General features: G+C 52.8%; 23 protein-coding genes and 1 tRNA gene. 7 read left to right on the top strand and 17 right to left on the bottom strand.

The annotated features are described in order from the left end of the window. Positions 1-69 precede the first annotated feature (69 nt). A complete protein-coding gene (locus ACZAHD_RS09510; protein ID WP_462456538.1) occupies positions 70-1,152 on the bottom strand; it encodes an oxidoreductase in 1,083 nt (360 codons plus the stop codon). 13 nt (positions 1,153-1,165) lie between these two features. After that, positions 1,166-1,912 (bottom strand): DeoR/GlpR family DNA-binding transcription regulator, encoded by a 747-nt coding sequence (locus tag ACZAHD_RS09505; protein ID WP_462456552.1) that lies wholly within the window; start codon positions 1,910-1,912, stop codon positions 1,166-1,168. Positions 1,913-2,464: 552 nt separating this feature from the next. Here ACZAHD_RS09505 and zntB point away from each other — a divergent pair. The 3 genes from zntB (at position 2,465) to dbpA (ending at position 5,301) form a co-directional block, all read left to right on the top strand. After that, positions 2,465-3,448: a zinc transporter ZntB gene (gene zntB, locus ACZAHD_RS09500; RefSeq protein ID WP_462456537.1), complete on the top strand. Its 984-nt coding sequence runs from the start codon at positions 2,465-2,467 to the stop codon at positions 3,446-3,448. A 279-nt stretch (positions 3,449-3,727) separates the two neighbouring features. Further along, positions 3,728-3,913 (top strand): proline-rich small protein YnaL, encoded by a 186-nt coding sequence (gene ynaL, locus ACZAHD_RS09495; RefSeq protein WP_462456536.1) that lies wholly within the window; start codon positions 3,728-3,730, stop codon positions 3,911-3,913. 14 nt (positions 3,914-3,927) lie between these two features. Continuing rightward, positions 3,928-5,301 carry an ATP-dependent RNA helicase DbpA gene (dbpA, locus tag ACZAHD_RS09490; RefSeq protein ID WP_462456535.1) on the top strand — a complete coding sequence of 458 codons (1,374 nt, stop codon included), beginning with the start codon at positions 3,928-3,930 and terminating at the stop codon, positions 5,299-5,301. A 44-nt stretch (positions 5,302-5,345) separates the two neighbouring features. On the opposite strand, the gene ttcA is transcribed toward dbpA, so the two are convergent. From ttcA to ACZAHD_RS09430, 12 genes are all read right to left on the bottom strand, one after another. Further along, positions 5,346-6,281 (bottom strand): tRNA 2-thiocytidine(32) synthetase TtcA, encoded by a 936-nt coding sequence (gene ttcA / locus ACZAHD_RS09485; protein WP_462456534.1) that lies wholly within the window; start codon positions 6,279-6,281, stop codon positions 5,346-5,348. A 205-nt stretch (positions 6,282-6,486) separates the two neighbouring features. Beyond that, entirely contained in the window at positions 6,487-6,921 is a 435-nt protein-coding gene (gene uspF, locus ACZAHD_RS09480; RefSeq protein WP_032687993.1) for a universal stress protein UspF, read from the bottom strand. A 66-nt stretch (positions 6,922-6,987) separates the two neighbouring features. Next, entirely contained in the window at positions 6,988-7,212 is a 225-nt protein-coding gene (locus ACZAHD_RS09475) for a KTSC domain-containing protein (RefSeq protein ID WP_462456533.1), read from the bottom strand. A 725-nt stretch (positions 7,213-7,937) separates the two neighbouring features. After that, the gene (gene nifJ, locus ACZAHD_RS09470) at positions 7,938-11,465 is read right to left on the bottom strand and encodes a pyruvate:ferredoxin (flavodoxin) oxidoreductase (RefSeq protein WP_462456532.1); all 3,528 of its coding nucleotides are present in this window, start codon (positions 11,463-11,465) and stop codon (positions 7,938-7,940) included. 265 nt (positions 11,466-11,730) lie between these two features. After that, on the bottom strand, positions 11,731-12,840 hold the full coding sequence (locus ACZAHD_RS09465; RefSeq protein WP_462456531.1) for a carbohydrate porin: 1,110 nt from the start codon (positions 12,838-12,840) through the stop codon (positions 11,731-11,733). Between the two features lie 128 nt (positions 12,841-12,968). Next, the gene (locus tag ACZAHD_RS09460) at positions 12,969-13,412 is read right to left on the bottom strand and encodes a hypothetical protein (RefSeq protein WP_462456530.1); all 444 of its coding nucleotides are present in this window, start codon (positions 13,410-13,412) and stop codon (positions 12,969-12,971) included. Between the two features lie 49 nt (positions 13,413-13,461). Then, entirely contained in the window at positions 13,462-14,754 is a 1,293-nt protein-coding gene (locus tag ACZAHD_RS09455; RefSeq protein WP_462456529.1) for a tyrosine-type recombinase/integrase, read from the bottom strand. A gap of 58 nt (positions 14,755-14,812) precedes the next feature. Continuing rightward, positions 14,813-15,043 (bottom strand): excisionase family protein, encoded by a 231-nt coding sequence (locus tag ACZAHD_RS09450; RefSeq protein ID WP_462456528.1) that lies wholly within the window; start codon positions 15,041-15,043, stop codon positions 14,813-14,815. Between the two features lie 44 nt (positions 15,044-15,087). Then, positions 15,088-15,441: a hypothetical protein gene (locus tag ACZAHD_RS09445; protein WP_462456527.1), complete on the bottom strand. Its 354-nt coding sequence runs from the start codon at positions 15,439-15,441 to the stop codon at positions 15,088-15,090. Beyond that, entirely contained in the window at positions 15,441-15,890 is a 450-nt protein-coding gene (locus tag ACZAHD_RS09440; protein WP_462456526.1) for a hypothetical protein, read from the bottom strand. The genes ACZAHD_RS09445 and ACZAHD_RS09440 overlap by 1 nt, the downstream gene beginning before the upstream one ends. Next, positions 15,887-16,111, bottom strand: a complete 225-nt coding sequence (locus tag ACZAHD_RS09435; RefSeq protein WP_462456525.1) for a hypothetical protein — start codon at positions 16,109-16,111, stop codon at positions 15,887-15,889. Before ACZAHD_RS09435 ends, ACZAHD_RS09440 begins: the two co-directional genes overlap by 4 nt. A 13-nt stretch (positions 16,112-16,124) precedes the next feature. Further along, positions 16,125-16,574, bottom strand: a complete 450-nt coding sequence (locus ACZAHD_RS09430; RefSeq protein WP_462456524.1) for a hypothetical protein — start codon at positions 16,572-16,574, stop codon at positions 16,125-16,127. 12 nt (positions 16,575-16,586) lie between these two features. Here ACZAHD_RS09430 and ACZAHD_RS09425 point away from each other — a divergent pair, with 12 nt between their 5' ends. The 4 genes from ACZAHD_RS09425 to ACZAHD_RS09410 all read left to right on the top strand — a co-directional run bounded on the left by ACZAHD_RS09425 (position 16,587) and on the right by ACZAHD_RS09410 (position 19,655). Beyond that, positions 16,587-17,342 carry an antitermination protein gene (locus tag ACZAHD_RS09425; protein WP_462456523.1) on the top strand — a complete coding sequence of 252 codons (756 nt, stop codon included), beginning with the start codon at positions 16,587-16,589 and terminating at the stop codon, positions 17,340-17,342. Between the two features lie 758 nt (positions 17,343-18,100). Continuing rightward, positions 18,101-18,168, top strand: a tRNA-Thr gene (locus ACZAHD_RS09420). A 380-nt stretch (positions 18,169-18,548) separates the two neighbouring features. Continuing rightward, positions 18,549-18,737 carry a phage holin gene (locus tag ACZAHD_RS09415; protein WP_462456522.1) on the top strand — a complete coding sequence of 63 codons (189 nt, stop codon included), beginning with the start codon at positions 18,549-18,551 and terminating at the stop codon, positions 18,735-18,737. Positions 18,738-19,094: 357 nt separating this feature from the next. Beyond that, positions 19,095-19,655, top strand: coding sequence for a recombinase family protein (locus tag ACZAHD_RS09410; RefSeq protein ID WP_462456521.1), 561 nt, complete (start codon positions 19,095-19,097; stop codon positions 19,653-19,655). A 1,138-nt stretch (positions 19,656-20,793) separates the two neighbouring features. On the opposite strand, the gene ACZAHD_RS09405 is transcribed toward ACZAHD_RS09410, so the two are convergent. The 3 genes from ACZAHD_RS09405 to ACZAHD_RS09395 all read right to left on the bottom strand — a co-directional run. Continuing rightward, a complete protein-coding gene (locus ACZAHD_RS09405) occupies positions 20,794-21,042 on the bottom strand; it encodes a DinI-like family protein (protein ID WP_259073061.1) in 249 nt (82 codons plus the stop codon). A 208-nt stretch (positions 21,043-21,250) separates the two neighbouring features. Beyond that, positions 21,251-21,664 carry a PTS transporter subunit EIIC gene (locus ACZAHD_RS09400; protein ID WP_462456551.1) on the bottom strand — a complete coding sequence of 138 codons (414 nt, stop codon included), beginning with the start codon at positions 21,662-21,664 and terminating at the stop codon, positions 21,251-21,253. Further along, positions 21,621-21,846, bottom strand: a 226-nt coding sequence (locus ACZAHD_RS09395; protein ID WP_462456554.1) for a hypothetical protein, incomplete at its 5' end; no start/stop codon positions are given. The genes ACZAHD_RS09400 and ACZAHD_RS09395, both read right to left, overlap by 44 nt.

Below are 21,846 nucleotides of genomic sequence, written 5' to 3'. Positions count from 1 at the left end.
AAGTGCCGTGACCCGCCCCGTCCGGCGGCCATGACCTGCGGAAAACCACCGGTCATGGGGGAGCGATAATTATTGCAATGCTGCCAGCTCATCTGCGGTCAGTGCAACGTTTTGCAGCGTACCCGATTCCGCCGACTGTACCGCCGCTTCTAATACTGCCATTACCGCCAGCGCCTGAAGCGGCTGGACCGGATTCTCGATCTTGCCGGTTAACGCATCGCGCACGTTAATATAGTACTGACGCTGATCGCCCTGTGGGGTGGGGATTTCGCGCGGCTGTGAGCTGGCATCAAACACCACCAGGTTGTCGTCATCATGCCCCCAGCTTTCGCTGCCTGGAACCACCCCGGCCAGCAACTGGCTTTCCTGCTGGTCGGCTCGCCGCTTAACGACGCTGCCTTGATCTCCGTGGACGGTAAAGCGCGATACGCCACCGGCCACCAGCATGCTGCAGTGTAAAATCACCTTATGCTGCGGGTAGTTTAAGACGACATGCGCCCAGTCATTAATCTCGGCCCCCTGGCGCAGGGTGGCGATATTGCCCTGTACCGACTGCGGCAGGCCGAACAGCTGTAAAGCCTGGTCGATCAGATGCGGCCCCAAATCGAACCATAATCCGCTGCCGGGGACATTTTGTTCTCTCCAGCGCACGCGAACTTCCGGACGGAAGCGGTCAAAATGCGACTCAAAGTGCTTAACGTTGCCGATAAGACCTTGTTCGATAACCTGTTTAATGCCGAGGAAATCGCTGTCCCAGCGGCGGTTGTGGAAGACCGAAAGCAGCAGATGTTTCTCTTGTGCCAGCGCAATCAGTTCGCGGGCTTCCTGCATATCCAGCGTAAACGGTTTATCCACTACCACATGTTTCCCGGCATTCAGCGCCAGTTTGGCTAACGGGGCATGCGTGGCGTTGGGGGAGGCGATCACCACCAGATCAATGTCCGGGTGTTGAACGGCCTGTTCTGGCGATCCGATGACGGTGACATCCGGCAGGTCGCGCTTCACCTTCTCTTCGTCACCGGACGCAACGACTGCCAGCGTGAGTCCTTCCACTGACTGAATCAGCGGGGCGTGAAACGTTTTGCCGACGAACCCATAGCCGATCAGCGCAATATTCATGTTTTTACCTTCACCAGCGATGACTTTATTCATTACCCTCTCCACGTTATTGAGCGTCAGCAATGTTGACCTGCAGCGCGCTAGTATCCCCGAGCTCTTCCCAGGGCTTGTCTAAAAATAACTGATGTATGTCTGTTAATTCGGCCACCAGATGTGGCTCACAGTGGTTCAACTTTAGATGATCGGCGACCAGCCAGTGCGCGGTACTTGCCGCCAGCATCGCGCGTTTGATTTCCGCATCGGCCTCCTGGCTGGCGCTTAAACCGAATTGCGCATGGATGGCGCAGGCGCCAAGGATTGCGATATCGGCGCGATAGCGCGTCAACAATGCCAGGGTGGCGCTACCGGCAAACAGCCGCTGTCGCACATCCCATGTTCCCCCCAGCACGATCAGTTGGATATCCGGGCGGGTGCTGAAATGCGCGGCAATATCTAATGAAGGGGTGATGACCGTCATCGGGCCTTGAATCTGGGTAGCGACGGCCAGAACAGTACTGCCGGCATCCAAAAAGAGGGTCGAACCGGCGGGTATTTTGCTGGCAACCATACGCCCTAAACGTTGTTTAGTCTGCGGTAACAGGGCATTCCTGCCCTGGCGGTTCATCGCAGAAATATCGAGTGCGATTGCGCCGCCGTGGTTCTTCTGCGCCAGCCCCTGCTTTTCAAGATCGGCCAGATCGCGACGCAGAGTGTCTGCGGAAACCTGCAGCTTTTCTACCAGCTCGCTGATGCTGACTTGCCCATTCTCACTAATAAGATCAACCAGGTACTTTTGTCTGGCGGTTTTATGCATGGTGATGAAATCCTGCAAAATGCTGCAATAACTTGCATAATACTGCATTTTGCAGGAAAAGAAATCTTTCTGCACTTTGTTCAGGAGAGGAGCAGAGGCACTGCTCGTTCGGGTGGCGCAACACAACGGGCTGCTGACCACCATGCGACGACCTTGTTGCCAGTCAATATACGCGCGATGGTGAAACTTTTTTAAGGGGCGGCTTGCAAAACGGCAACGCCTGTCTACGCTTATTCCTGCTCATAACAATGAAGGAGATAAAGCATGTGTACAAATTTGCACGACAACGCGCGTCAGTACGCAGAAGAGAAAAAATGAACGGCTCCTGCTGGCCTGCCGTCCCGCCGGTACTCATTCTGGCGGTGGTTCATTCAGCGGGCTGGACGTACTCTTGTGAAACGCACTCATAACCCGCCGCCGGCGGGTTCTTTTTTTATTCATTTTCCCCTCCGATTTTCATCAGCGAATTCAGCACCCTGCTGACTTTACCCCTTGATTAACCGATGTGTCAGGCTAGACTAGCAAAAATAAGCACTAACTGACGGAGGTCTGGTGGACGCCATTAAGGGATCGGAATTGAACGTGCCGGATGCGGTTTTTGCATGGCAATTCGACGGGCAGGGCGGAGTGAAGCCGCTGACTGACACTGACGCTATTGATAAGGATCACCCCTGTTGGTTGCATCTGAATTATACCCACGCCGATAGCGCCGAATGGCTGGCATCGACGCCGCTGTTACCTAACAGCGTCCGCGATGCTTTAGCCGGCGAAAGTACACGGCCTCGGGTCAGCCGGGTGGGGGACGGGACGTTAATTACGCTGCGTTGCATCAACGGCAGTACCGATGAGCGGCCGGACCAGCTGGTGGCAATGCGCCTGTATATGGACGAGCGCTTAATCGTCTCCACCCGCCAGCGTCGCGTGCTGGCGCTGGATGATGTGCTCGGCGATCTGCGTGAGGGGACCGGGCCGGTGGACTGCGGCGGCTGGCTGGTGGATATTTGCGATGCGCTGACCGACCATGCCAGCGAATTTATCGAGCAGTTGCATGACCGGATTATCGACCTTGAAGATAATCTGTTGGATCAGCAGGTGCCGCCGCGTGGCTTTCTGGCGCTGCTGCGCAAACAGCTGATAGTGATGCGCCGCTATATGTCTCCGCAGCGCGATGTTTATTCCCGTCTTGCCAGCGAGCGCCTGCCGTGGATGAATGACGATCACCGTCGGAGAATGCAGGATATTGCTGACCGGCTGGGGCGGGGCCTGGATGAGATTGACAGCTGTATTTCCCGTACGGCGATTATGAGCGATGAGATCGCCCAGATTATGCAGGAGGCGCTATCGCGGCGTACCTATACGATGTCGCTGATGGCGATGGTGTTTCTGCCCAGCACCTTTTTGACCGGTCTGTTTGGCGTCAACCTGGGCGGGATCCCTGGCAATGCGTGGCATTTAGGTTTTTCTATTTTCTGCATAATGTTAGTCGTTCTCATTGGCGGTGTTACATGGTGGTTACATCGTAGTAAATGGTTGTAAATAATCGTTTTTTATCGTCGTCAGTAACGCGAAAATCCGGGAATGTTTGAGCGAAATCAATAAACCCTCTCCCTATTCGGGGCAATATCTCTCTCGCAGGTGAATGCAACGTCAAGCGATGGGCGTTGCGCTCCATATTGTCTTACTTCCTTTTTTGAATTACTGCATAGCACAATTGATTCGTACGACGCCGACTTGGTTAAGTCGGCTTTTTTTTGCTCTCTGGTTAGCAGCTTCTACGCTTAATGGGTATACCCGCTTATTCCCGGGAGGACCACTATGCGCTATCAGCCCCTGACATCCATCCCCATCTCGCCCGAACCTAACGATCCCACACCGGTACCCGACCCCCGGCCGCGGCCGCATCCATTGCCTGACCCGCCGCAGGATGATGAGCCGATTAAATTGTCGCATCGCAGGCGCAGATCTGCGAGGATACGCGCCTGCCCTTTGTGTGCCTGTTAATTCGAGAAAAAATTGTGATCGCTTTTTCAACACTGAACGTCTTACCCGCTGCCCAGCTCGCCAATCTCAATGAGCTGGGTTATCTCACGATGACCCCTGTGCAGGCCGCGGCCTTGCCCGCGATTCTGGCGGGTAAAGATGTACGCGTTCAGGCCAAAACCGGTAGCGGTAAAACAGCGGCATTTGGTCTGGGGCTGCTTCAACACGTTGATGCGACCCTGTTCCAGACACAATCTCTGGTACTGTGCCCGACCCGCGAGCTGGCCGATCAGGTCGCGGGTGAGTTGCGTCGTCTGGCGCGCTTTTTAGCGAATATTAAAATTTTGACCCTGTGCGGCGGGCAGCCTTTTGGCGCACAGCGCGATTCGCTCCAGCATGCGCCGCATATCATCGTCGCCACGCCGGGGCGTTTGCTGGATCACCTGCAAAAGGGCACGGTATCGCTGAATGCGCTGCAGACGCTGGTGATGGATGAAGCCGACCGGATGCTGGATATGGGCTTTAGCGAGGCCATCGATGAGGTGATTCGCTTTGCCCCGGCCGAACGTCAGACACTGCTGTTCTCCGCCACCTGGCCGGACGCGATCGCGGCGATCAGCGGGAGGGTGCAGAACAATCCGTTAACCATTGAGACCGATTCCGTCGACGCGCTGCCGGCAATTGAGCAGCAGTTTTTCGAAACCTCCCAGCGCGGAAAAATCCCGCTGCTGCAAACGCTGCTCAGCCAGCATCAGCCGGCTTCTTGCGTGGTGTTTTGCAACACCAAAAAAGATTGTCAGGCGGTCTGCGATTCGCTGAATGCCGCAGGGCAGAGCGCGCTGTCGCTGCATGGCGATCTTGAACAACGTGATCGCGATCAGACGCTGGTGCGCTTTGCCAACGGGAGCTCTCGCGTACTGGTCGCCACCGATGTTGCCGCGCGCGGCCTCGATATTAAATCGCTGGAGCTGGTGATTAACTACGAGCTGGCCTGGGATCCGGAAGTCCACGTTCACCGTATCGGCCGTACTGCCCGCGCCGGTGAGAGCGGTCTGGCTATCAGCCTCTGCGCGCCGGAAGAGGCGCAACGCGCCAATATCCTGGCCGAAATGCTGCAGCTGAAGCTGAACTGGGTGAACGCGCCGACCAACGGCACTATCAAACCGCTTGACGCAGAGATGGCGACGCTGTGTATCGATGGCGGGAAGAAAGCGAAAATGCGCGCTGGCGATGTGCTTGGCGCATTGACCGGCGATATGGGCTTTGACGGCGCTGATATCGGCAAGATTAACGTCCATCCTGCGCATGTCTATGTCGCGATTCGCCAGGGCGTGGCGCAGAAGGCCTTTAAGCAGTTGCAAAACGGCAAGATCAAAGGCAAAAACTGCCGTGTCCGCCTGCTGAAATAAGCGATAACAGCGCGTCTCAGAGGTGACTCTGAGACGCCGTGAGGTTACTTCACTTCCACCACGTTCAGACGCAGTTCATCCAACCGCGCGGCATCGTCTTCCGGCTGCCAGGTGGCAGGCTGCAGCGGAATCTCTTCCCGGTCAAATGCCAAATCGCCGCCGTCAACCACGGCTGAGTTGTGGTTAATTCCTTTAAAGTCAAACAGGTTAATGTCGCTCAGATGAGACGGCACGACGTTCTGCATGGCGCTGAACATGGTCTCGATACGGCCTGGATAGCGTTTGTCCCAGTCGCGCAGCATATCGGCAATCACCTGGCGCTGCAGGTTAGGCTGCGAACCGCACAGGTTGCACGGGATGATCGGGAAGCCTTTCGCCTGTGAAAAACGTTCAATATCTTTTTCACGGCAGTATGCCAGCGGGCGGATCACGATGTGTTTACCGTCATCGCTCATCAGTTTCGGCGGCATGCCTTTCATTTTGCCGCCGTAGAACATGTTCAGGAACAGCGTCTGCAAAATATCGTCGCGGTGATGGCCGAGGGCAATCTTGGTCGCGCCCAGTTCGCTTGCGGTCCGATAAAGGATACCGCGACGCAGGCGTGAACAGAGCGAACAGGTGGTTTTGCCTTCAGGAATCTTCTCTTTGACGATCCCGTAGGTGTTTTCTTCGACAATTTTATACTCGACGCCCAGTTGCTCCAGATATTCCGGCAGAATGTGCGCGGGGAAACCCGGCTGTTTCTGATCGAGGTTGACCGCGACCAGTGAGAATGAAATCGGCGCGCTTTTCTGCAGGCTGCGCAGGATTTCCAGCATGGTGTAGCTATCTTTACCGCCGGACAGGCAAACCATAATCCGGTCGCCGTCTTCGATCATGTTGAAATCGGCAATGGCTTCGCCGACGTTACGGCGCAGGCGCTTTTGCAATTTATCGATGTTGTACTTTTCTTTTTTGCTAATTTCTTGATTCTGCAGCATTTAATAATAGCTCAATTCATGGTGTGGCACACGCACTCTGCTCGCAGCATGGCGGGTGATCGCAATTAATGACGTCGGACCTTGATGAGTCTAAGTCTGTGGCGTGTATGGTACGGATTCGCGGTGGGGATGTCAGCACATTTCAGGTAGTTTTGCCTGACAGAGATTGCGATAAAAAGCCCGCCATCGCGGCGGGCTGAAGGGGTTAACGCACAACCAGGACGGAACAGTCGGCATGACGAACCACGGCGGCGGCGTTGGAGCCGAGCAGATAGGTCGTGATATCCGGGCGGTGAGAGGCGATAATCACCAGATCGGCCGGCAGCGTTTTCGCCAGCTCCAGAATGTTATCCTTCGGCGAACCTTCCTTAACATGGAAATGCACCCGATCTTCAGGAATGGCGAACTGAGCGACGATCTCTTTCAGGCGCGTTTCTGATTCCGCTTTAAACTCATCCATCGGCGGGAGTTCGGTGGTATAGGCCATCCCCAGCGAAGCGTAATAGGGCAGGGATGGAATCACGGTCAGAAAGTGTACTTCGGCATCATCAATACGCGCTTCCGCCTCAACATGACAGACAACACGTTGTGTTAACTCTTTATCAGAAATATCAATGGGTACAAGAATTATTCTGGCCATAAAACCTCCTGTTTAAGTAACCGCTTAAAGTGTACGTCATTTGGCGGCGCGATGTACCTTGACGGGTCACATTTTAGCGTGAGTTACCCGGCGTTCGGTAAATTTCCCTTTGATGACGCCATCATAAAAACGCCCTTTAGACACCACCTGCAAAAAATGGCGATAAATGCGCTCGGGCACCTTCTCATAGCGCAGCGTGATACCGTCGTGAAAGCGGATTTCGAGGATGCCAGAAACTTCGTCATAGGCGATGGAGGCGATTCGGGATGATTTTACAGGTTGATGTTGCATGACAGGCGTCCTTTACGACAGGCTTTAGCGGTAATATATCATTTATCGGGTAAGGGTTTTAATACGCCAGGTATATTGTTTTGATTTGGTTGATATCGTTGGCAAGCCTGCTCCTCAGCTCAGCTCAGCTCAGCTCAGTCCAGCCAGCGGCGATGAACTGATCGCCAGAAGTGCTGTGACTTTATATAAACGTTAGCCTCTTTGTCCTGGTTTTAGAACCGATTGTGGGAATAATATTCTGCGTGAGGGAATAAATTATAGCCATGTCTCTATATTCAGCGAAACGGTTTTCATCATCGAGTACGCACAATAATTTACTCTTCGCTGGCAGGTAAAATTATCTCTGGATTTTATTTCGCTTGTCGGGTTAATACGCAGGATTGGTGGCTAATGGCGGGGGAATTACCAATCCCAGCATTTAATGTAACGTTGTTTTTATCTTAACCTATTGATAAAAATGATTAATGATATTGGCTTACGAGATGGGGAGCATTCTTCTTTACGTTTATAGCTTTTGTGAATGCATTAAGCGAAAGTATGACAAATAAAAATTATACATCGCGAGGCGACAGGTGTATTCTGCGTGGGCTATATGCCTTTTGTTATTGTCAGCTTTTATTATGATCGTCACATATTATATTCACGCATGATATTATTTTGACGATAAAAATGACAAGCCCGAATGAATATTCGGGCTTTTTTTGGTTATGTTGAAAATTGACCGGTTAACTCTCGGTTGCCGGTTTCTCCGCTTTGCCGGCCATCTGGGCCAGGAAGTCATAGCGTTTTTGCAAATCCGCCGCCGCATCCTTCCACAACTGCTCCGCGACCTCGGGCTGCTGGGAATTGAGGCGACGGAAACGTTGCTCGTTAAGCAGCGTTTCGGCCAGCGCGTCAGACGGTGGGCGAGAGTCCAGTGCCAGCGGCAGTTTGCCTTCATCCGCACGACGAGGATCGAAGCGGTACAGCGGCCAGAAGCCGGTGGCCGTGAGCTGACGCATCTGATCGTGGCTGAGTGCCAGGTCGTAACCGTGCTCTTCACACGGGCTGTAGGCAATAATCAGCGACGGCCCAGGATAAGCTTCCGCTTCCTGAATCGCTTTCACCGTCTGGTTCAGCTGCGCGCCCAGCGAAATTTGCGCCACGTAAACATGCCCGTACATCATCATACTGACGCCGAGGTCCTTACGCGTTTTACGCTTGCCGTGCTCACCAAACTTGGTGACCGCGCCGAGCGGTGTCGCCTTCGAAGCCTGGCCGCCGGTATTGGAGTAACACTGTGTATCAAGGACCAGAATGTTGACGTTTTCTGTCAGGCTCAGGACGTGGTCGAGACCGCCGAAGCCAATGTCATAGGCCCAGCCATCGCCGCCGATAAGCCAGATGGATTTCTCAACCAGCGCATCAGCATCGGTTAAGAGCTCCTTCGCGCCAGCTTCATTAGCCAGAACCTGACGTAGCTCGGCCACCTGTTCACGGCGCGCCTCCGGCGTGGCGTCGGCATGCAGCGCGTCATTCAACGCTGGCGGCAACTTGTCGGCAAACGTTGACAGCAGGCGCATCACGCGCTGACGATGCTGGTCGACGGTTAAGCGGAAGCCGAGGCCAAATTCGGCGTTGTCTTCGAACAGCGAGTTCGCCCACGCCGGTCCGCGACCATTGGCGTCGGTGGTATACGGTGTGGATGGCAGATTACCGCCGTAAATCGACGAGCAGCCGGTGGCGTTAGCGATCAGCATCCGATCGCCGTACAACTGGGTCAGCAGTTTGATATACGGCGTTTCGCCGCAGCCGGAGCAGGCCCCGGAATATTCAAACAGCGGGCTAATCAACTGCGAGGTGCGAATATCAATACGCTCCAGACTGCTGCGGTCCATTTCCGGCAGGTTGAGGAAAAAGTCGTAGTTCACTTTCTCTTCTTCCACATGTTCAAGGCGCGACATCATGTTGATGGCCTTGATTTCTGGGTTCTGCCGATCTTTTGCCGGACACACTTCCACACACAGGTTACAGCCGGTGCAATCTTCCGGCGCCACCTGCAGCACATATTTTTGCCCGCGCATATCGCGCGATTTGACATCCAGGGAGTGCAGGCTGGCCGGTGCCGTGTCCATTGCTTGCGGAGGGACAACTTTGGCGCGAATCGCCGAATGCGGGCAGGCGGCGACGCAGTGGTTACACTGGGTGCACAACTCTTCCTCCCAGACAGGGATCTCTTCGGCGATGTTGCGTTTTTCCCAGCGCGTGGTACCCATCGGCCAGGTGCCATCCGGCGGCAGGGCGGAGACCGGTAGCGCATCGCCGAGTCCGGCCAACATGGCAGCGGTGACGGTTTTGACAAAGTCCGGTGCGGCGTCGGAGACCACCGGCGGGCGGTTCGGGCTGGAGGCATCGACCGGGCGCAACGGCACCTCAGCCAACGATTCGCGCGCCAGCGCCAGCGCCTGCCAGTTGCGTTCAACCAGATCCTGGCCTTTGCTGCCGTAGCTTTTGGCAATAGCTCCCTGCAGTTCGGCCAGCGCGCTGTCGCCCGGCAGAATTTGCGTTAAGTGGAAGAATGCCATCTGCATGACGGTATTGATTCGCGCGCCGAGGCTACACTCCCGGGCAATCTTCGCGGCGTTGACGATATAAAAGCGCGCTTTTTTCTGATTCAGCGTCGCCTGGACTTCCTGCGGCAGGCGCGACCACACTTCATCGGCGCCGTAAGGCGTATTGAGCAAGAAGATCCCGCCGGGTTTTAAACGCTCAACCATTTGATATTTGTCGATAAACTGGAGCTGATGGCAGCCAACGAAATCGGCCTGCGAGATCAAATAGGAGGAACGAATCGGTTTCTCGCTGACCCGTAGATGCGACACGGTCAGACCGCCGGCTTTTTTCGAGTCATAGACAAAATAGCCTTGTGAGAACCACGGCGTGGAATTACCGATAATTTTGATATTGTTTTTCGTCGCCGATACGCTGCCATCGCTGCCGAGGCCGTAGAACAGTGCCTCCAGTTTGGCTTCTGACGGCAGGGTGTTCTCTCCCAGCGGCAGGGAGAGATTGGTCACATCATCGTAAATGCCGACGGTGAACCGCGGTTTGGGTCGGGCTTCGCGTAATTCATTGAAGATAGCCAGCACGCACTCCGGGCCGAACTCTTTGGATGAAAGACCGTAGCGGCCGCCGATGGTGCGGGGCAGGGTTTCACGTTCGCCGCGGTTAAAGGCTTCCGCCAGCGCGGTCATGATATCCAGGTACAGCGGCTCGGCATGGGCGCCCGGTTCTTTGGTGCGGTCGAGAACGGCGATCGCGCGCGCGCTTTCCGGCAGCACCTCCAGCAGATGGGCGGCCGAGAAGGGACGATAGAGGCGAACTTTGAGAACGCCGACTTTTTCGCCGCGGCTCAGCAGTTCGTCTACCACCTCTTCACAGGTGCCGATAGCCGAGCCCATAATCACAATCACCCGTTCTGCCTGCGGATGGCCGTAAAACTCGAACGGTTTGTACTGGCGGCCGGTCGCGGCGGCGAAATCATTCATCGCCGTTTCAACGTGATCATAGACCGCGTCGTACCAGGGATTTGTGGCTTCGCGGGACTGGAAATAAGTATCCGGGTTTGCCGACGTGCCGCGGATCACCGGATGTTCCGGGTTCAGCGCGCGCAGACGGTGCGCGTCAATTTCGTCCTGAGGCAGCAGGCTGCGAATCGTGTCATCCGCCAGCGGGGCGATTTTATTGATTTCATGCGAAGTGCGGAAACCATCGAAGAAATGAATAAACGGCACCCGGCTCTTAAGCGTGGCGATATGGGAAATCAGCGCAAAGTCCTGAGCTTCCTGGACGTTGCTGGCGCAGAGCATGGCGCAACCGGTCTGGCGCACGGCCATGACGTCGGAATGATCGCCAAATATCGACAGCGCGTGGGTGGCGACGGTACGGGCGGCAACATGCAGAACAAACGGCATCAACTGACCGGCCAGTTTGTACAGCGTTGGGATCATCAGCAGCAAACCCTGCGATGAAGTAAAGGAGGTTGAGAGCGCGCCGGTCTGCAGCGCGCCGTGTACGGCACCAATCGCCCCGGCTTCCGACTGCATTTCGACAACGCGAGGGACATCGCCCCACACGTTTTTCAGCCCGTTACCCGCCCAGGCATCCGCCTGTTCCGCCATCGTTGAACTGGGCGTAATCGGGTAGATGGCGATAACTTCGCTCGTGCGAAACGCGACTGAAGCGGCCGCGCCATTACCGTCGATAGTAATCATAAAAGACACCCTAACATTGCGCAAAAGAAGAGACCTGACAAACGGCTACAGGTCCTGTAATTATAGCGGCTAGTATACGGGCATTATCTATACCCTTGAAGTTGTGAGGCTTTCAAGTGCACAAATTGATCCACGATTTCTGGTTTTGCGGGCCGGGCTGCGGATAAATCGCCATGATATTGCACGGATTATTTAGCCGCAGCCGCGGTAGCGTTATGACGACAGCGCCCCTTTGGCAAACGCTAAAGGCGGCGCTGGGATGGGCTTAAAACCAGGTTTCAAGCTGCGCGCCGAAAACTAAGGTCCCCCCGCTGTGGTAGCCTGCGCTGCCAAAGGTATCGCTGGTGGAGTAGTTATCCAGCGATTTGTCCCAGTTCATCCAGGTGGCGAAAAAGCGAATTTCCGGGCGCTCAAAAAAGTCAGTCACATTGTGCATTTTGAAAGTGGGCGCAAAGGTCAGTTTGTAATAGCTGCCGCTGACCGGCCGGTTGCCGTTAAACCCTTTCGGGTCGATATCCATATACTGATAGCTGGCCTCATACTGCAGCGCGAAGTTTTGATTCATCTCCTGAATAAGGCGGGCGTTCAGGGTTAACCAGTCGTAATGATCCGAATCCAGATAGCGGTTGTTGCTGCTTTGGGCAACGATGAGCGGCGCCAGACTCAGCCGGTCGGTCAGGCTGGTGATGCCATAGGAGGCAAATTTAAGGGTCCAGGCGTTATCAATGAGGTAGCCATCTGACCCTGGCCCCCGGACCTCCGCGCCGAGCGACTGACCATAGAGCAGCACCGTTTTAGACAGGCCGGGACGTAACCCGTAAAAACTGTCGCCGTGATACGCCAGCATCGTGTTGAAACCCTGCGATGCCGCTTTATCGGATGCCAGTCCGTCATTAATGCGCTTGTCGTTGTCTTTGGAGTAAAGACCGTTATCCGATTCATTACCCAGACGCCCGACGCTACCGCCGGTGCTGCCGGCCGGCGTCAGCGAAGGGCCAATGGTACTGGTGGTTCCTTGTCGTCCGGTCAAAATGCCGCTGCGCGCATAGCCACCGATTTTAATCTCGTGATTATCGCCACCATTCGGCGGCGTATTGACGGTTGTTTTTTTGCTTAATATCCGATCCGCCGCTGTTGCTTGTTCAACAGCCTGCAGCTGCTGGCGGCTTAACATCGCATTATGCTCAGCGGCAGCCGCTCTTTTTTCTGCATTATCAATTTTCTGTTCGGCGTGCTGTAACTGTATTTTCGACAGTTTTAATTCCGTTTCTAGTTTTTCCAGCCGGGCACTGATTTCTTTAAGCGTCGTATCGGCGCTGTGTGCAGCGAGTGGCAACGTCAGCGCACAAAGGGTAAGGGCGTAAATTTTCATCATTAATAACCTGTACGGATTCCCCGTATTCAAGGCGCAAGGGCGCCTGGCGCACGGGGAAGGTGCCATTAAAAAGTGGAACTATTTAAGTTGACGAGTCAGGACATTAAATATATCGCGGTTTATTTATCTCATTTTTTTGCGACCGGATTATTTGTATTGACGAAGAGCGTGGCGGTAATAAATGCAAAGATAAATACCGCAATACCCACGATGATATAGCTCACGAATTGATAGCTATCGTATATATACATCAGCGGCGAGAGCAGTACCGCCAGTCCATACGAGTTAGCTTTGATTGATAAAAGAGAGAGTATCATTCCGCCTAATGCTGAACTGGTGAGCATGACAGCAATCGCGCGGATACCCGACTGCATGACAATTCCGAACAGCGCTGGCTCAGACACCCCCAGTAGCTGCGTTACCGTGGCCGAGATCCCGGCGGTTTTAAAGGCCGTATTTTTTGATTTCAACGAAATCGCCAGGCACACGGCGGCATTAGCAAAACCGTACATGGCGCAAACGGTGATCAGCGGATTAAAGCCGGTCCCGGCAATCAGGGATGTTTCAATCATAATGAACATATGATTGAACCCAAATCTTAACTACCTGATTTTAATCGTCTTAGGCTGTCGCTTTTTCTCTTTGGGGCACCATTGGGGCATTTTCTCGCAGTGACTGATTTAATATGGCTATCTGCGAAGCGCTGGACTCCGGCATCCATGCGCCATAAACCCTGTACACCATCAGCGCGTTTGTGTGCCCCATTTGCGAGGCGATAAAAGTAGGATTTGCTCCAGCGGATAAAGACCAGCAAGCGTAGGTATGGCGTGACTGGTATGCCTTCCGTGAACGTAACCCCGCTCTTTTCATCGCTGAAGTCCAACTTGGCCCGAGCGAACCTACTGCATAATATCCTTCAGGTTTGTTATGATGCCTCGTCGGCTGAGGAACAAAGATAAAAGTGCAGGAATGATGGGTGCTTCTGCCATATTCCCGTAGTTTCACTTCTATCCGGTGCTGCTTTCCAAGCCGCGTCAGTTCTGCCTGATTTTTCAGTACATCAATCGCAGGTTGAGTGAGATAGATTACCCTGTCAGTACTGGCCTCTGTTTTGGGTAAAGTAAAATCCCCCATGGTCGTGAGATTGCGCCTCACGACCATGGTACCCGCCTTTAAATCAACATCTTCCCAAGCCAGAGAAACTAACTCGCCATGTCTGACGCCTGTATACACCGCCAGTGACCAGAGGTTTTTGGTTTGCTGTTGGTGGCAGGCGTCAATTAACCGGGAGAATTCATCCCTTCCAAGCGGGTCAGGCTTGGCTCTGGTTTTCTTTAGTGCTCCAATGCTGGTGCAAGGGTTGTCCTCTGTGTAGCCGTTCTCATGAGCAAACTGAAAAAAAGAAGATATAATTCCCATGTAATAATTCACCGTTGGGGCCGATCTTCCCTTTTTCACAGTCTTGCGGCTCGGTCGCGGCACACAGTAACCTGTCAGCAGTTCCTTTCTGACATCCAATAAATTTTCTTTTGTTACCGTCGAGATCAGTTTTTTACCGCCAATATGAGGAAGTATTACTCTCACCACCGACTGATAACGGCTTAATGCGTTTGCGCTGACTTCCATGCCTTTTAGCTCCAGCCATTTAGCAGCAAGAGCTTTCACGGTAATGTCTTTTTTACCCAACCCAAATGTCTTTAGATTGGGTGAGTTTGGGAACTGCGCTGCATAGTCAAAGCTACCCATGCGGATAGCGAAACAGACTGAAGTACGTAGATCCCCGGCAACCTTGCGGTTTTTAGCGGTGTCAGGAACACCGAGATTTTCCCTGACGCGCTTGCCGTTATAGTTGAACCATATACGGAGTGAACCGCCATGGTTCTCAACGCCCGTTGGGTATGATGCTTTACTCATTATTCCCTCCCGACGTCCAGGAGCGGTATAAGCTTACCTGTTTCATGTCGACCGATCATCAAATTGGTTGTTTTTGTGCTGCAATCCAAGCATCAACCGCCTTGCGGTTATACATGCATTCGCTGGTGGGCTTCGGGTCGCCTTCAGGAGAAACGTGCTTATACTCCCTTCCCAGCAACCAGGACTTTTTACGCGCGCGGGTAATAGTTCCGCGTTTCAGCCCTGTTACTGCGATCAGCAGATCCTCGGAAACCCACTCATTTGGCTCGATCTGTATAATCGTCTGCATACCCACCTCACACCACTTTCAGGCCACGGCAGTGGCACCAAATCTTAAATTCCCTGTTCATTACCTTTGGCCTCAATAGCATCCATCAGCATAAGAAAAACAATCGCTGCCGCCCGCAGTGGGTTACGATGGTTCACCTGCAACCCGGAATCATGAAAAGCTTTCCATACGGTTTTACCTTCTGGCGCGATTCCTATGCGGTTCTTCAGCATGACCGGGAAGAGATCTTCCGATCTGCGTAAAGGGAAATAACCGGTAGACTGCCGAGTGCCAAACCAAGCCCATGATAGCTCCGCGCCATTGGCATCGTGGGGATGAATGCAGGCATCGTATTTTTGCTTAAGTTGTCGCGCCAGAAGGACGCTGATTTCGCCATTACTCATTTTGCTATAATTCACTACTTCACCCTCACGCCTATTCCGAAAATCGCGCAATGCCGCTCAATAGCCTCTTTCACCCAGCGCCGGTACGTCTCGGGATGGAACACTTCGGCTTTACCAGAACCGCTCCAAAACGCTTTTGAACTGATATCAGGTAGGGTAATGGTCAACGGTTTACCGGCGGCGGCATTGTTAACCGGCGCTGCGGCCAACTCACTGCCGCTCTGCACTGGTTCCGAAGTGTGGGTAGTGCCGCTCTGCATTTGTACCACCTGAGTGTTTTCGTTACTCCTGCGGTTTTCTGCTGCTCCTGCACTGCTGAGCGTGGTGATGCTGCAGGCGTTCCATGCATCCATTGTGGCCAGCGCCAGCTTGAATGCGGCCAGTGTGTTGCTGTTAGTAATACCAGCAACCTCAATTCCTGAAATTTGATGTTGCAGCCATTCTCTGGTTAATTCACTGGTCATCGCGTTGTATCCCATTGAAGTATCTCGTACGCACGCAATACGTGTGGCGTTTTGCCGGAAATCACCGTTTTCATAATGAAGAAGCCACTGCTGTGAGCCCGAACACCCGGTGACATTAGCAACGCGACATCGACAGCTCTGGTGTGCCGACGAAACTCGAATACCGAGCTGGTGACGGTGGCTGTCGCAATGGCGCCCTGATCGTTAAATTCAATTTTCACAATCTTTCCTCCCTTAGTGCATAACCGGCATGTCTGGCATGCCCTCGGTCTGAATTTGCTCGATAAAGCCGTCGTGCAGTATGTTGAAGCCCTCCCGGCCCAAAGCGGACAGCCTGAATCCGCATTCATCGTCTGCAACAACCATGTCCTGATACATCCGCAGCGCCAGCCGCAGACCAAGGTCGGGGCCGTATTTCTCAATGGCGCCTGCCTCAATGTGGTTAGCGAGTGCAAAGCGCTCTGGTCCGGGGTAGACGCTGATTGCGCCATGCTCCCCGGAGTAGATAACGGCTTCATCGACGCCACCTTCGTCGTTCGGAACGTCTACAGTCCCGTTCTTCTCCCGCTCCTCGGTAATGAATACCGCGGCGATCAACCAACGCCAGACGATGATTTGCTTCTCGATGTTGAGCGTGATCCAGTTGCTTTCTACCGCTTCCATAATGCAGGCCAGAAGTTCCATATCAGCGACGACGTGAAAGGCACCTCACCTGACAGGCTGAACGGTACCGATGTGATGACCGGGATCGGGGTGACCAGCAGCCGGGCCCGGTTCGGGCTGGCCGCATTCTTCGGTAAGGCTGGCATCAGTAAGACCGATGAGCAGCTGGCGGTGCAGGCGCTGGCGCGGTATGCCATAGATACAGCACCAAAGAACGTGCGCAAGGCCGCTGGTGCCGCGCTGGGGCGCTGCTGCCTGATTATGGCGCAATTTGCCTTTGCGGAGTATTCCCGTTCAGCGGAAACAACGGGAGCCTGCCGGGTATGTAGCGGTACCGGGAAGGTGCAGACGACTATCACGGAGCGCAAAGTCACATACCCGTGGGGCAAAGCACCATATTGGGCCAAAAGGTCACGCGCTGTTCGCCCGTCTGACTGGGAGAAGTGGACTGAAGTAACAGCCATTGCCAGCGCTAAGTGTGAAGCCTGTGACGGGAAGGGGAAGACAAACGCCCGCTGTCGCTGCGGAGGGTCCGGCCAGGTACTGGACCGCAAAGCGACAAAAGAGCAGGGAGCTCCGGTATATAAAACCTGTGAGCGCTGTTCCGGGAATGGCTTTTCAACGATACCGTCTACGGATGCCTACAAAGCGATACTGACACTTGTACCAGACCTGCATGTCAGAACATGGACTCGTAACTGGAAACCGTTCTGCGATGCGCTGGTGGACATCTGCTGGAAAGAAGAACGCTATGCTGATAAGGAATTTCAGCAAGTGACCAACTTTTAAAACAATGGCGACAACTTTTTGCTTTTTCGGTACATAAAGCTTGATTTTGTCCGAAGTTGTCGTGTATGCTTCTAATCATGCGAAGTTGTATCTGAAGCATTTCAATCATTGAAGCCCTGCCCCCTCGGCGGGGTTTTTGCTTTTCAGGGAGGAGCCAGGAAAATCGATGCATGCCACCTTCACCCGAAAGGCTTTTTCCTGACATGTGATCATCAGGCTGACTTCTGGGTGTTTTTAAGTCCGGCAGCAGGTTGGGGCGTTTCTCTATGATTCGCTTCAACCAGGAAGTCAGCTAGCGCTCGCGAGCCTTCGATGGGCCGATTTTCTGTCTGTTTGCTTTCTGTTTACAAGAGGAAGATCAGGGTTGAAGAAACATTTACCTTTTATCGGTTATTTTACAAAAAACGGTAAAGAGGTAGTGTTGTGAAAAAAATAGGGTTCGCACTGTTCTTTGTCATTTGTCTTGCTGTAAGCTCGGGGATGTATTACTACCTTTACAGGCAGTTTGAAGCTCTCCACGAGCATCCCGAGGGGCAGAAAGTAACAGATGAGAACCTGGATAACTGTGATTGTGTTTTTTACGTGCTTTCTGGCAGGGATGATTATGTACTACAGTATCCTTAAAGATTTTCTGTCTGACATTCAATTTTTTCACTAATATAGATATAAATAACGTAAATTTTATTCTTTTTTGCCATAAAAAATATCAACAATGAAGCCTGAGGTTCACGCCTTGGGCTTTTTCGTATCAGCAATCTGGCTCAGCAGGTAGAGCGCCTGCCTTGTAAGCAGGATGTCGGCGGTTCGATTCCGTCAATCAGCACCATATACCAATGTGATGATTCTGCCGGTGTAATTCCGGCGGCGTCAGCTCCACGAAACGGAGCACACAACAGGTAAGAGCATTTAGGGTGTAGGTCATTGACTGCCCGAAAACGGTGAATGCCGGCCGCAGTGCTCTTTCCGTTGTGGTGAATGCGCAGGCTGATGCGCAAACGGATGGATGAGATAAGCAGGGGAAAGTTCCTAGGCCGTTTAGACGGCTGCTATGAAAAAGCGCCGCCCCACTGTGCCGGGTTCAGCACCGGCCACCACAACCCAATCCGGGCAGGTTAAAGAGCATGGGATTCCTAACCCCGCGCTCGCTAACAGGGCCGCCTATTCCTTTGCGTACACAGCACCCCGGATAAATCGGAGGTGGAGACTATGAAAATGCCTGACAAAATCTTTTCGGCGGCCTCGTACTGCACGTCAGGCGGCCTGATATTTACCGGACTGGCTCAAACCTATGACTGGTTTCATGGGCTGGACTGGAATTTTATTGCTCTGGCAAGTGGCGTCGTTATTGTTATTTGTGACTGTAATACAAGCATTATTGATAAACCCTCCTGCTGAGTTATCAAAATACAACTCGCCGCCCGCCAGCGCCTGAACGCGAACCTTTGTGCCGTCCATAACGAGTGTTCTGGTGATCCGATATGAGCGGTTGAGGTAGACGACTTGTGGTGCATACGAACCGTTTACCAGAATTGCTCGCGACGCAGCCTCATTAAAGGCGGCCTGAATTGCGTCTGAATCATCAGAAACACCATCGCCAGCCGCTTCCATCATCTCTGGCGTGCAAAACCTGAGTGCGTCAAAAACAGTACCTTTAAGCAGACTGACAATCCGTGCTCCTGGTAGTTCGCCTGAACCCAGGTTTGAACGAATAACATCAGCATTTTACAATCTGTATTTTCAGGGAGTTACACAGTGCTGATTGGTTATGCCAGGGTCTCAACAGGGGATCAAAACCTCGATTTACAGAAAAACGCACTGATTCGCGCAGAATGTGAGCTGATTTTTGAAGATACGGCCAGCGGAAAGAACGCTAAGCGGCCAGGATTACGACGCGCAATCCGCCGACTTCGTCCGGGTGATTCGCTGGTGGTCTGGAAGCTGGATCGGTTGGGGCGCAGTGTGCGCGACCTCATAACTCTGGTCTCAGAGCTGCAGGATAAAGGTATTCACTTTCGTAGCCTGACCGACAGCATCGATACCAGTACGCCAGCAGGCCGCTTTTTCTTCCACGTCATGAGCGCCCTGGCGGAAATGGAAAGAGAGCTGATCGTTGAGCGTACCCGAGCCGGGTTAGCAGTTGCGAGGGAACAGGGGAGAGTCGGTGGCCGCCGGCGTGTAATGACTCCTGATGTTGTGGAACGCTGCCGACGGATGCTTGCGAACGGAGCAACCCGGCAACAGGTGGCCGATGTGATAGGAGTAGGGGCGAAGACTGTTTATAAATATTTTCCCGCAACCAGTCCAGCGCAATAATTGATCTGACGCGTAATGATTCGCCAGTTTGATAAAAAGCCCCCTTTGCGCAGGCACACCCAAAGGGGAAATACTGCATAACATCATTGCTGTGTGCGTTTTTACGCACCGCCTATTCTCTAAGAAAAATCTTGGGTTATCGAGATAAATTTAACAGGTAGGAGGAGAGGTGCTCTGGTGTCCGAACGGTAAAAGCCCCTTTGCCACTCCATGGGTGTGATGACAAAGGGGTGAAATGACACCATCAACATTTCAAAAAGGACAACCGATGCATATCCGGAGTTAAGCTACAACCAAACCATTGTTGTGGATATAGCTTAGACATAGCATTTCGTTATGGTCTCAGTAAGAATGGCGAGGAAAAAAATCCCCTGACAGGCACCGACAGGGGCAAAGCCAATTTCCACATGTTTAAGACCCTTGATCTCAGGGGTATGGATAGTATCGCGGATGCTGGCGCTTTGTGTAGTGAGCTACCCGACTAATTTCATAGCGAAACTATTTTTAGGAATCTGATGGGTATGATGGGGGGAGAGAGATGAGCAACCGAACGTTAACTTACTGTTATCTGAAGTTAACATCTGGGACAATACACACATGAATAGCTGAAGATAGTCTGGTTTTAATGTGAACAGTGAGAAAATGTTAACGCACGCGCAATTTTTAGCAATAAATAGTCAACTCGCGAACATCTCTGACACCTGGGCTGATTTGTGGGTGTTGATTTTTCACACTCGCCTGAGTGCTGGCAGGTTGTTAACGCTACGATACGAAGACATCAGCGAGGATTCAATGTTAATCCAAGCGTGTGGGCGTCTGAAAGCACTTCGTATTGAATTGACTCCGCCGATAAAAAAGATTCTCAACTGTAGGCGGGAAAAATATCAAGGGGATATTTTTGTGTTTCAGAGTCATTCGAATCGTATGAAATACGAATGTCGGCCTGTGACTTTAATTGCTTTCAATACCGCTTTAAGTCGTGTCGCTAAGTCTTTACCAGGGGTCACCGTAAGTAGTTCCAGCGCCAGAAACGTCCCCGGTAAGGGCCCCTAACCCGGCAGGTCTTGCATGCAGCCACCGGGTTAGGGATTTCTGTAGGTGTTCATGCCGTACAGTCGGGGCGCACTATACTGCCAACTCAACGAATAAACCAGTCATCAGCGCTTTCCCATGCGTCTTTGAGGGTTTCTTCGACAAATTCCTTCGCAATTTCCTTATCGGTCGCCCACAGCACGCTCAGACCGTCATTGCTGGCTGTCTTCACGATCACTTCAACATCATCGTACTGTTTGCTGATCCGTCGGGTCATCTCTTCCTTCAGAGCCTGCATTGACCCCTTTGGCATTTTTCCGGCTTTCTCTTTGGCAATGCTGATTTCTACACGCATGATAATCACCTATGATTAACTGGTTGGATATACAGTATTTATAGCTGGTGGCGATGGCGTGTCAAGAGGCTATGAGGTCTTGGGGCATTAATGGGGCATGGATGGGGCATTTTAAATCAGTAAAGTTCGCCAAAGTTCGCAAACCACATCTATCGATTGTTCTGTCCAACCGCTTAAAACGGCGCTCCTGGACGATATTTGTCGATTTTTAGTTTTCTACACTCATAATGAACATATGATGCATGCCGGTCATGACCGCGATGGGATAAATAAACCCGATCAACAGACCGCCAATTCCAGCGGGCAGGGCAAGGAATTGCTCAATTGCCATCACCGCATAATGTTCAAACCCGTGTACCAGTGGACCTAAAATGAAGAGCGCTATCGCAATAGCAATCAGGATCACAATGAACGGAGTGAATATCAGATCCATGGCGTTCGGCATGATTCGCCGAAAATAGATTTCAAGCTTTGCCCCGATAATACCGGTAATCAGCGCGGTGAGAATGGAACCCTGATAACCAACCAGCGGGATAAAACCCAATACGTAAATCGGCGAGGTATGTCCATACGCCACGTCATAGGCATTGGGGAGTGCCGGAGAGACCAGCATCAGGCCAATGAGAAAGCCGATAATCGGCGTGCCGCCAAATTTCTTGAAGGCCGACCAACAAATAAATGCTAAATGCGGCGAGAAAAGCAAACGCGGTGTCGCACAGTACCGTCGTCAGGGTCTTGAGATAAACGGGAATATCCTGCACGCTACTGCCAAAAAGAGACAGCACGGTATCATTAAACATGACC

The sequence above is a fragment of the Raoultella sp. genome (assembly GCF_039594335.1).
GTDB lineage: Bacteria > Pseudomonadota > Gammaproteobacteria > Enterobacterales > Enterobacteriaceae > Klebsiella.
The sequence above is the reverse complement of the archived record's forward strand: the minus strand, read 5'-3'. Positions and strand labels throughout refer to the sequence as shown.

Excerpts from the sequence above, each read along its gene's own strand:
- ACZAHD_RS09415 (WP_462456522.1), top strand. The coding sequence starts at position 18,549 with ATGAAAATGCCTGACAAAATCTTTTCGGCGGCCTCGTACTGCACGTCA.
- ACZAHD_RS09430 (WP_462456524.1), bottom strand. The coding sequence starts at position 16,574 with ATGGAACTTCTGGCCTGCATTATGGAAGCGGTAGAAAGCAACTGGATC.
- ynaL (WP_462456536.1), top strand. The coding sequence starts at position 3,728 with ATGCGCTATCAGCCCCTGACATCCATCCCCATCTCGCCCGAACCTAAC.
- ACZAHD_RS09450 (WP_462456528.1), bottom strand. The coding sequence starts at position 15,043 with ATGCAGACGATTATACAGATCGAGCCAAATGAGTGGGTTTCCGAGGAT.
- ACZAHD_RS09465 (WP_462456531.1), bottom strand. The coding sequence starts at position 12,840 with ATGATGAAAATTTACGCCCTTACCCTTTGTGCGCTGACGTTGCCACTC.
- ACZAHD_RS09455 (WP_462456529.1), bottom strand. The coding sequence starts at position 14,754 with ATGAGTAAAGCATCATACCCAACGGGCGTTGAGAACCATGGCGGTTCA.
- ACZAHD_RS09505 (WP_462456552.1), bottom strand. The coding sequence starts at position 1,912 with ATGCATAAAACCGCCAGACAAAAGTACCTGGTTGATCTTATTAGTGAG.
- ACZAHD_RS09460 (WP_462456530.1), bottom strand. The coding sequence starts at position 13,412 with ATGATTGAAACATCCCTGATTGCCGGGACCGGCTTTAATCCGCTGATC.
- uspF (WP_032687993.1), bottom strand. The coding sequence starts at position 6,921 with ATGGCCAGAATAATTCTTGTACCCATTGATATTTCTGATAAAGAGTTA.
- nifJ (WP_462456532.1), bottom strand. The coding sequence starts at position 11,465 with ATGATTACTATCGACGGTAATGGCGCGGCCGCTTCAGTCGCGTTTCGC.
- ttcA (WP_462456534.1), bottom strand. The coding sequence starts at position 6,281 with ATGCTGCAGAATCAAGAAATTAGCAAAAAAGAAAAGTACAACATCGAT.
- ACZAHD_RS09405 (WP_259073061.1), bottom strand. The coding sequence starts at position 21,042 with ATGCGTGTAGAAATCAGCATTGCCAAAGAGAAAGCCGGAAAAATGCCA.
- ACZAHD_RS09440 (WP_462456526.1), bottom strand. The coding sequence starts at position 15,890 with ATGACCAGTGAATTAACCAGAGAATGGCTGCAACATCAAATTTCAGGA.
- ACZAHD_RS09510 (WP_462456538.1), bottom strand. The coding sequence starts at position 1,152 with ATGAATAAAGTCATCGCTGGTGAAGGTAAAAACATGAATATTGCGCTG.
- ACZAHD_RS09475 (WP_462456533.1), bottom strand. The coding sequence starts at position 7,212 with ATGCAACATCAACCTGTAAAATCATCCCGAATCGCCTCCATCGCCTAT.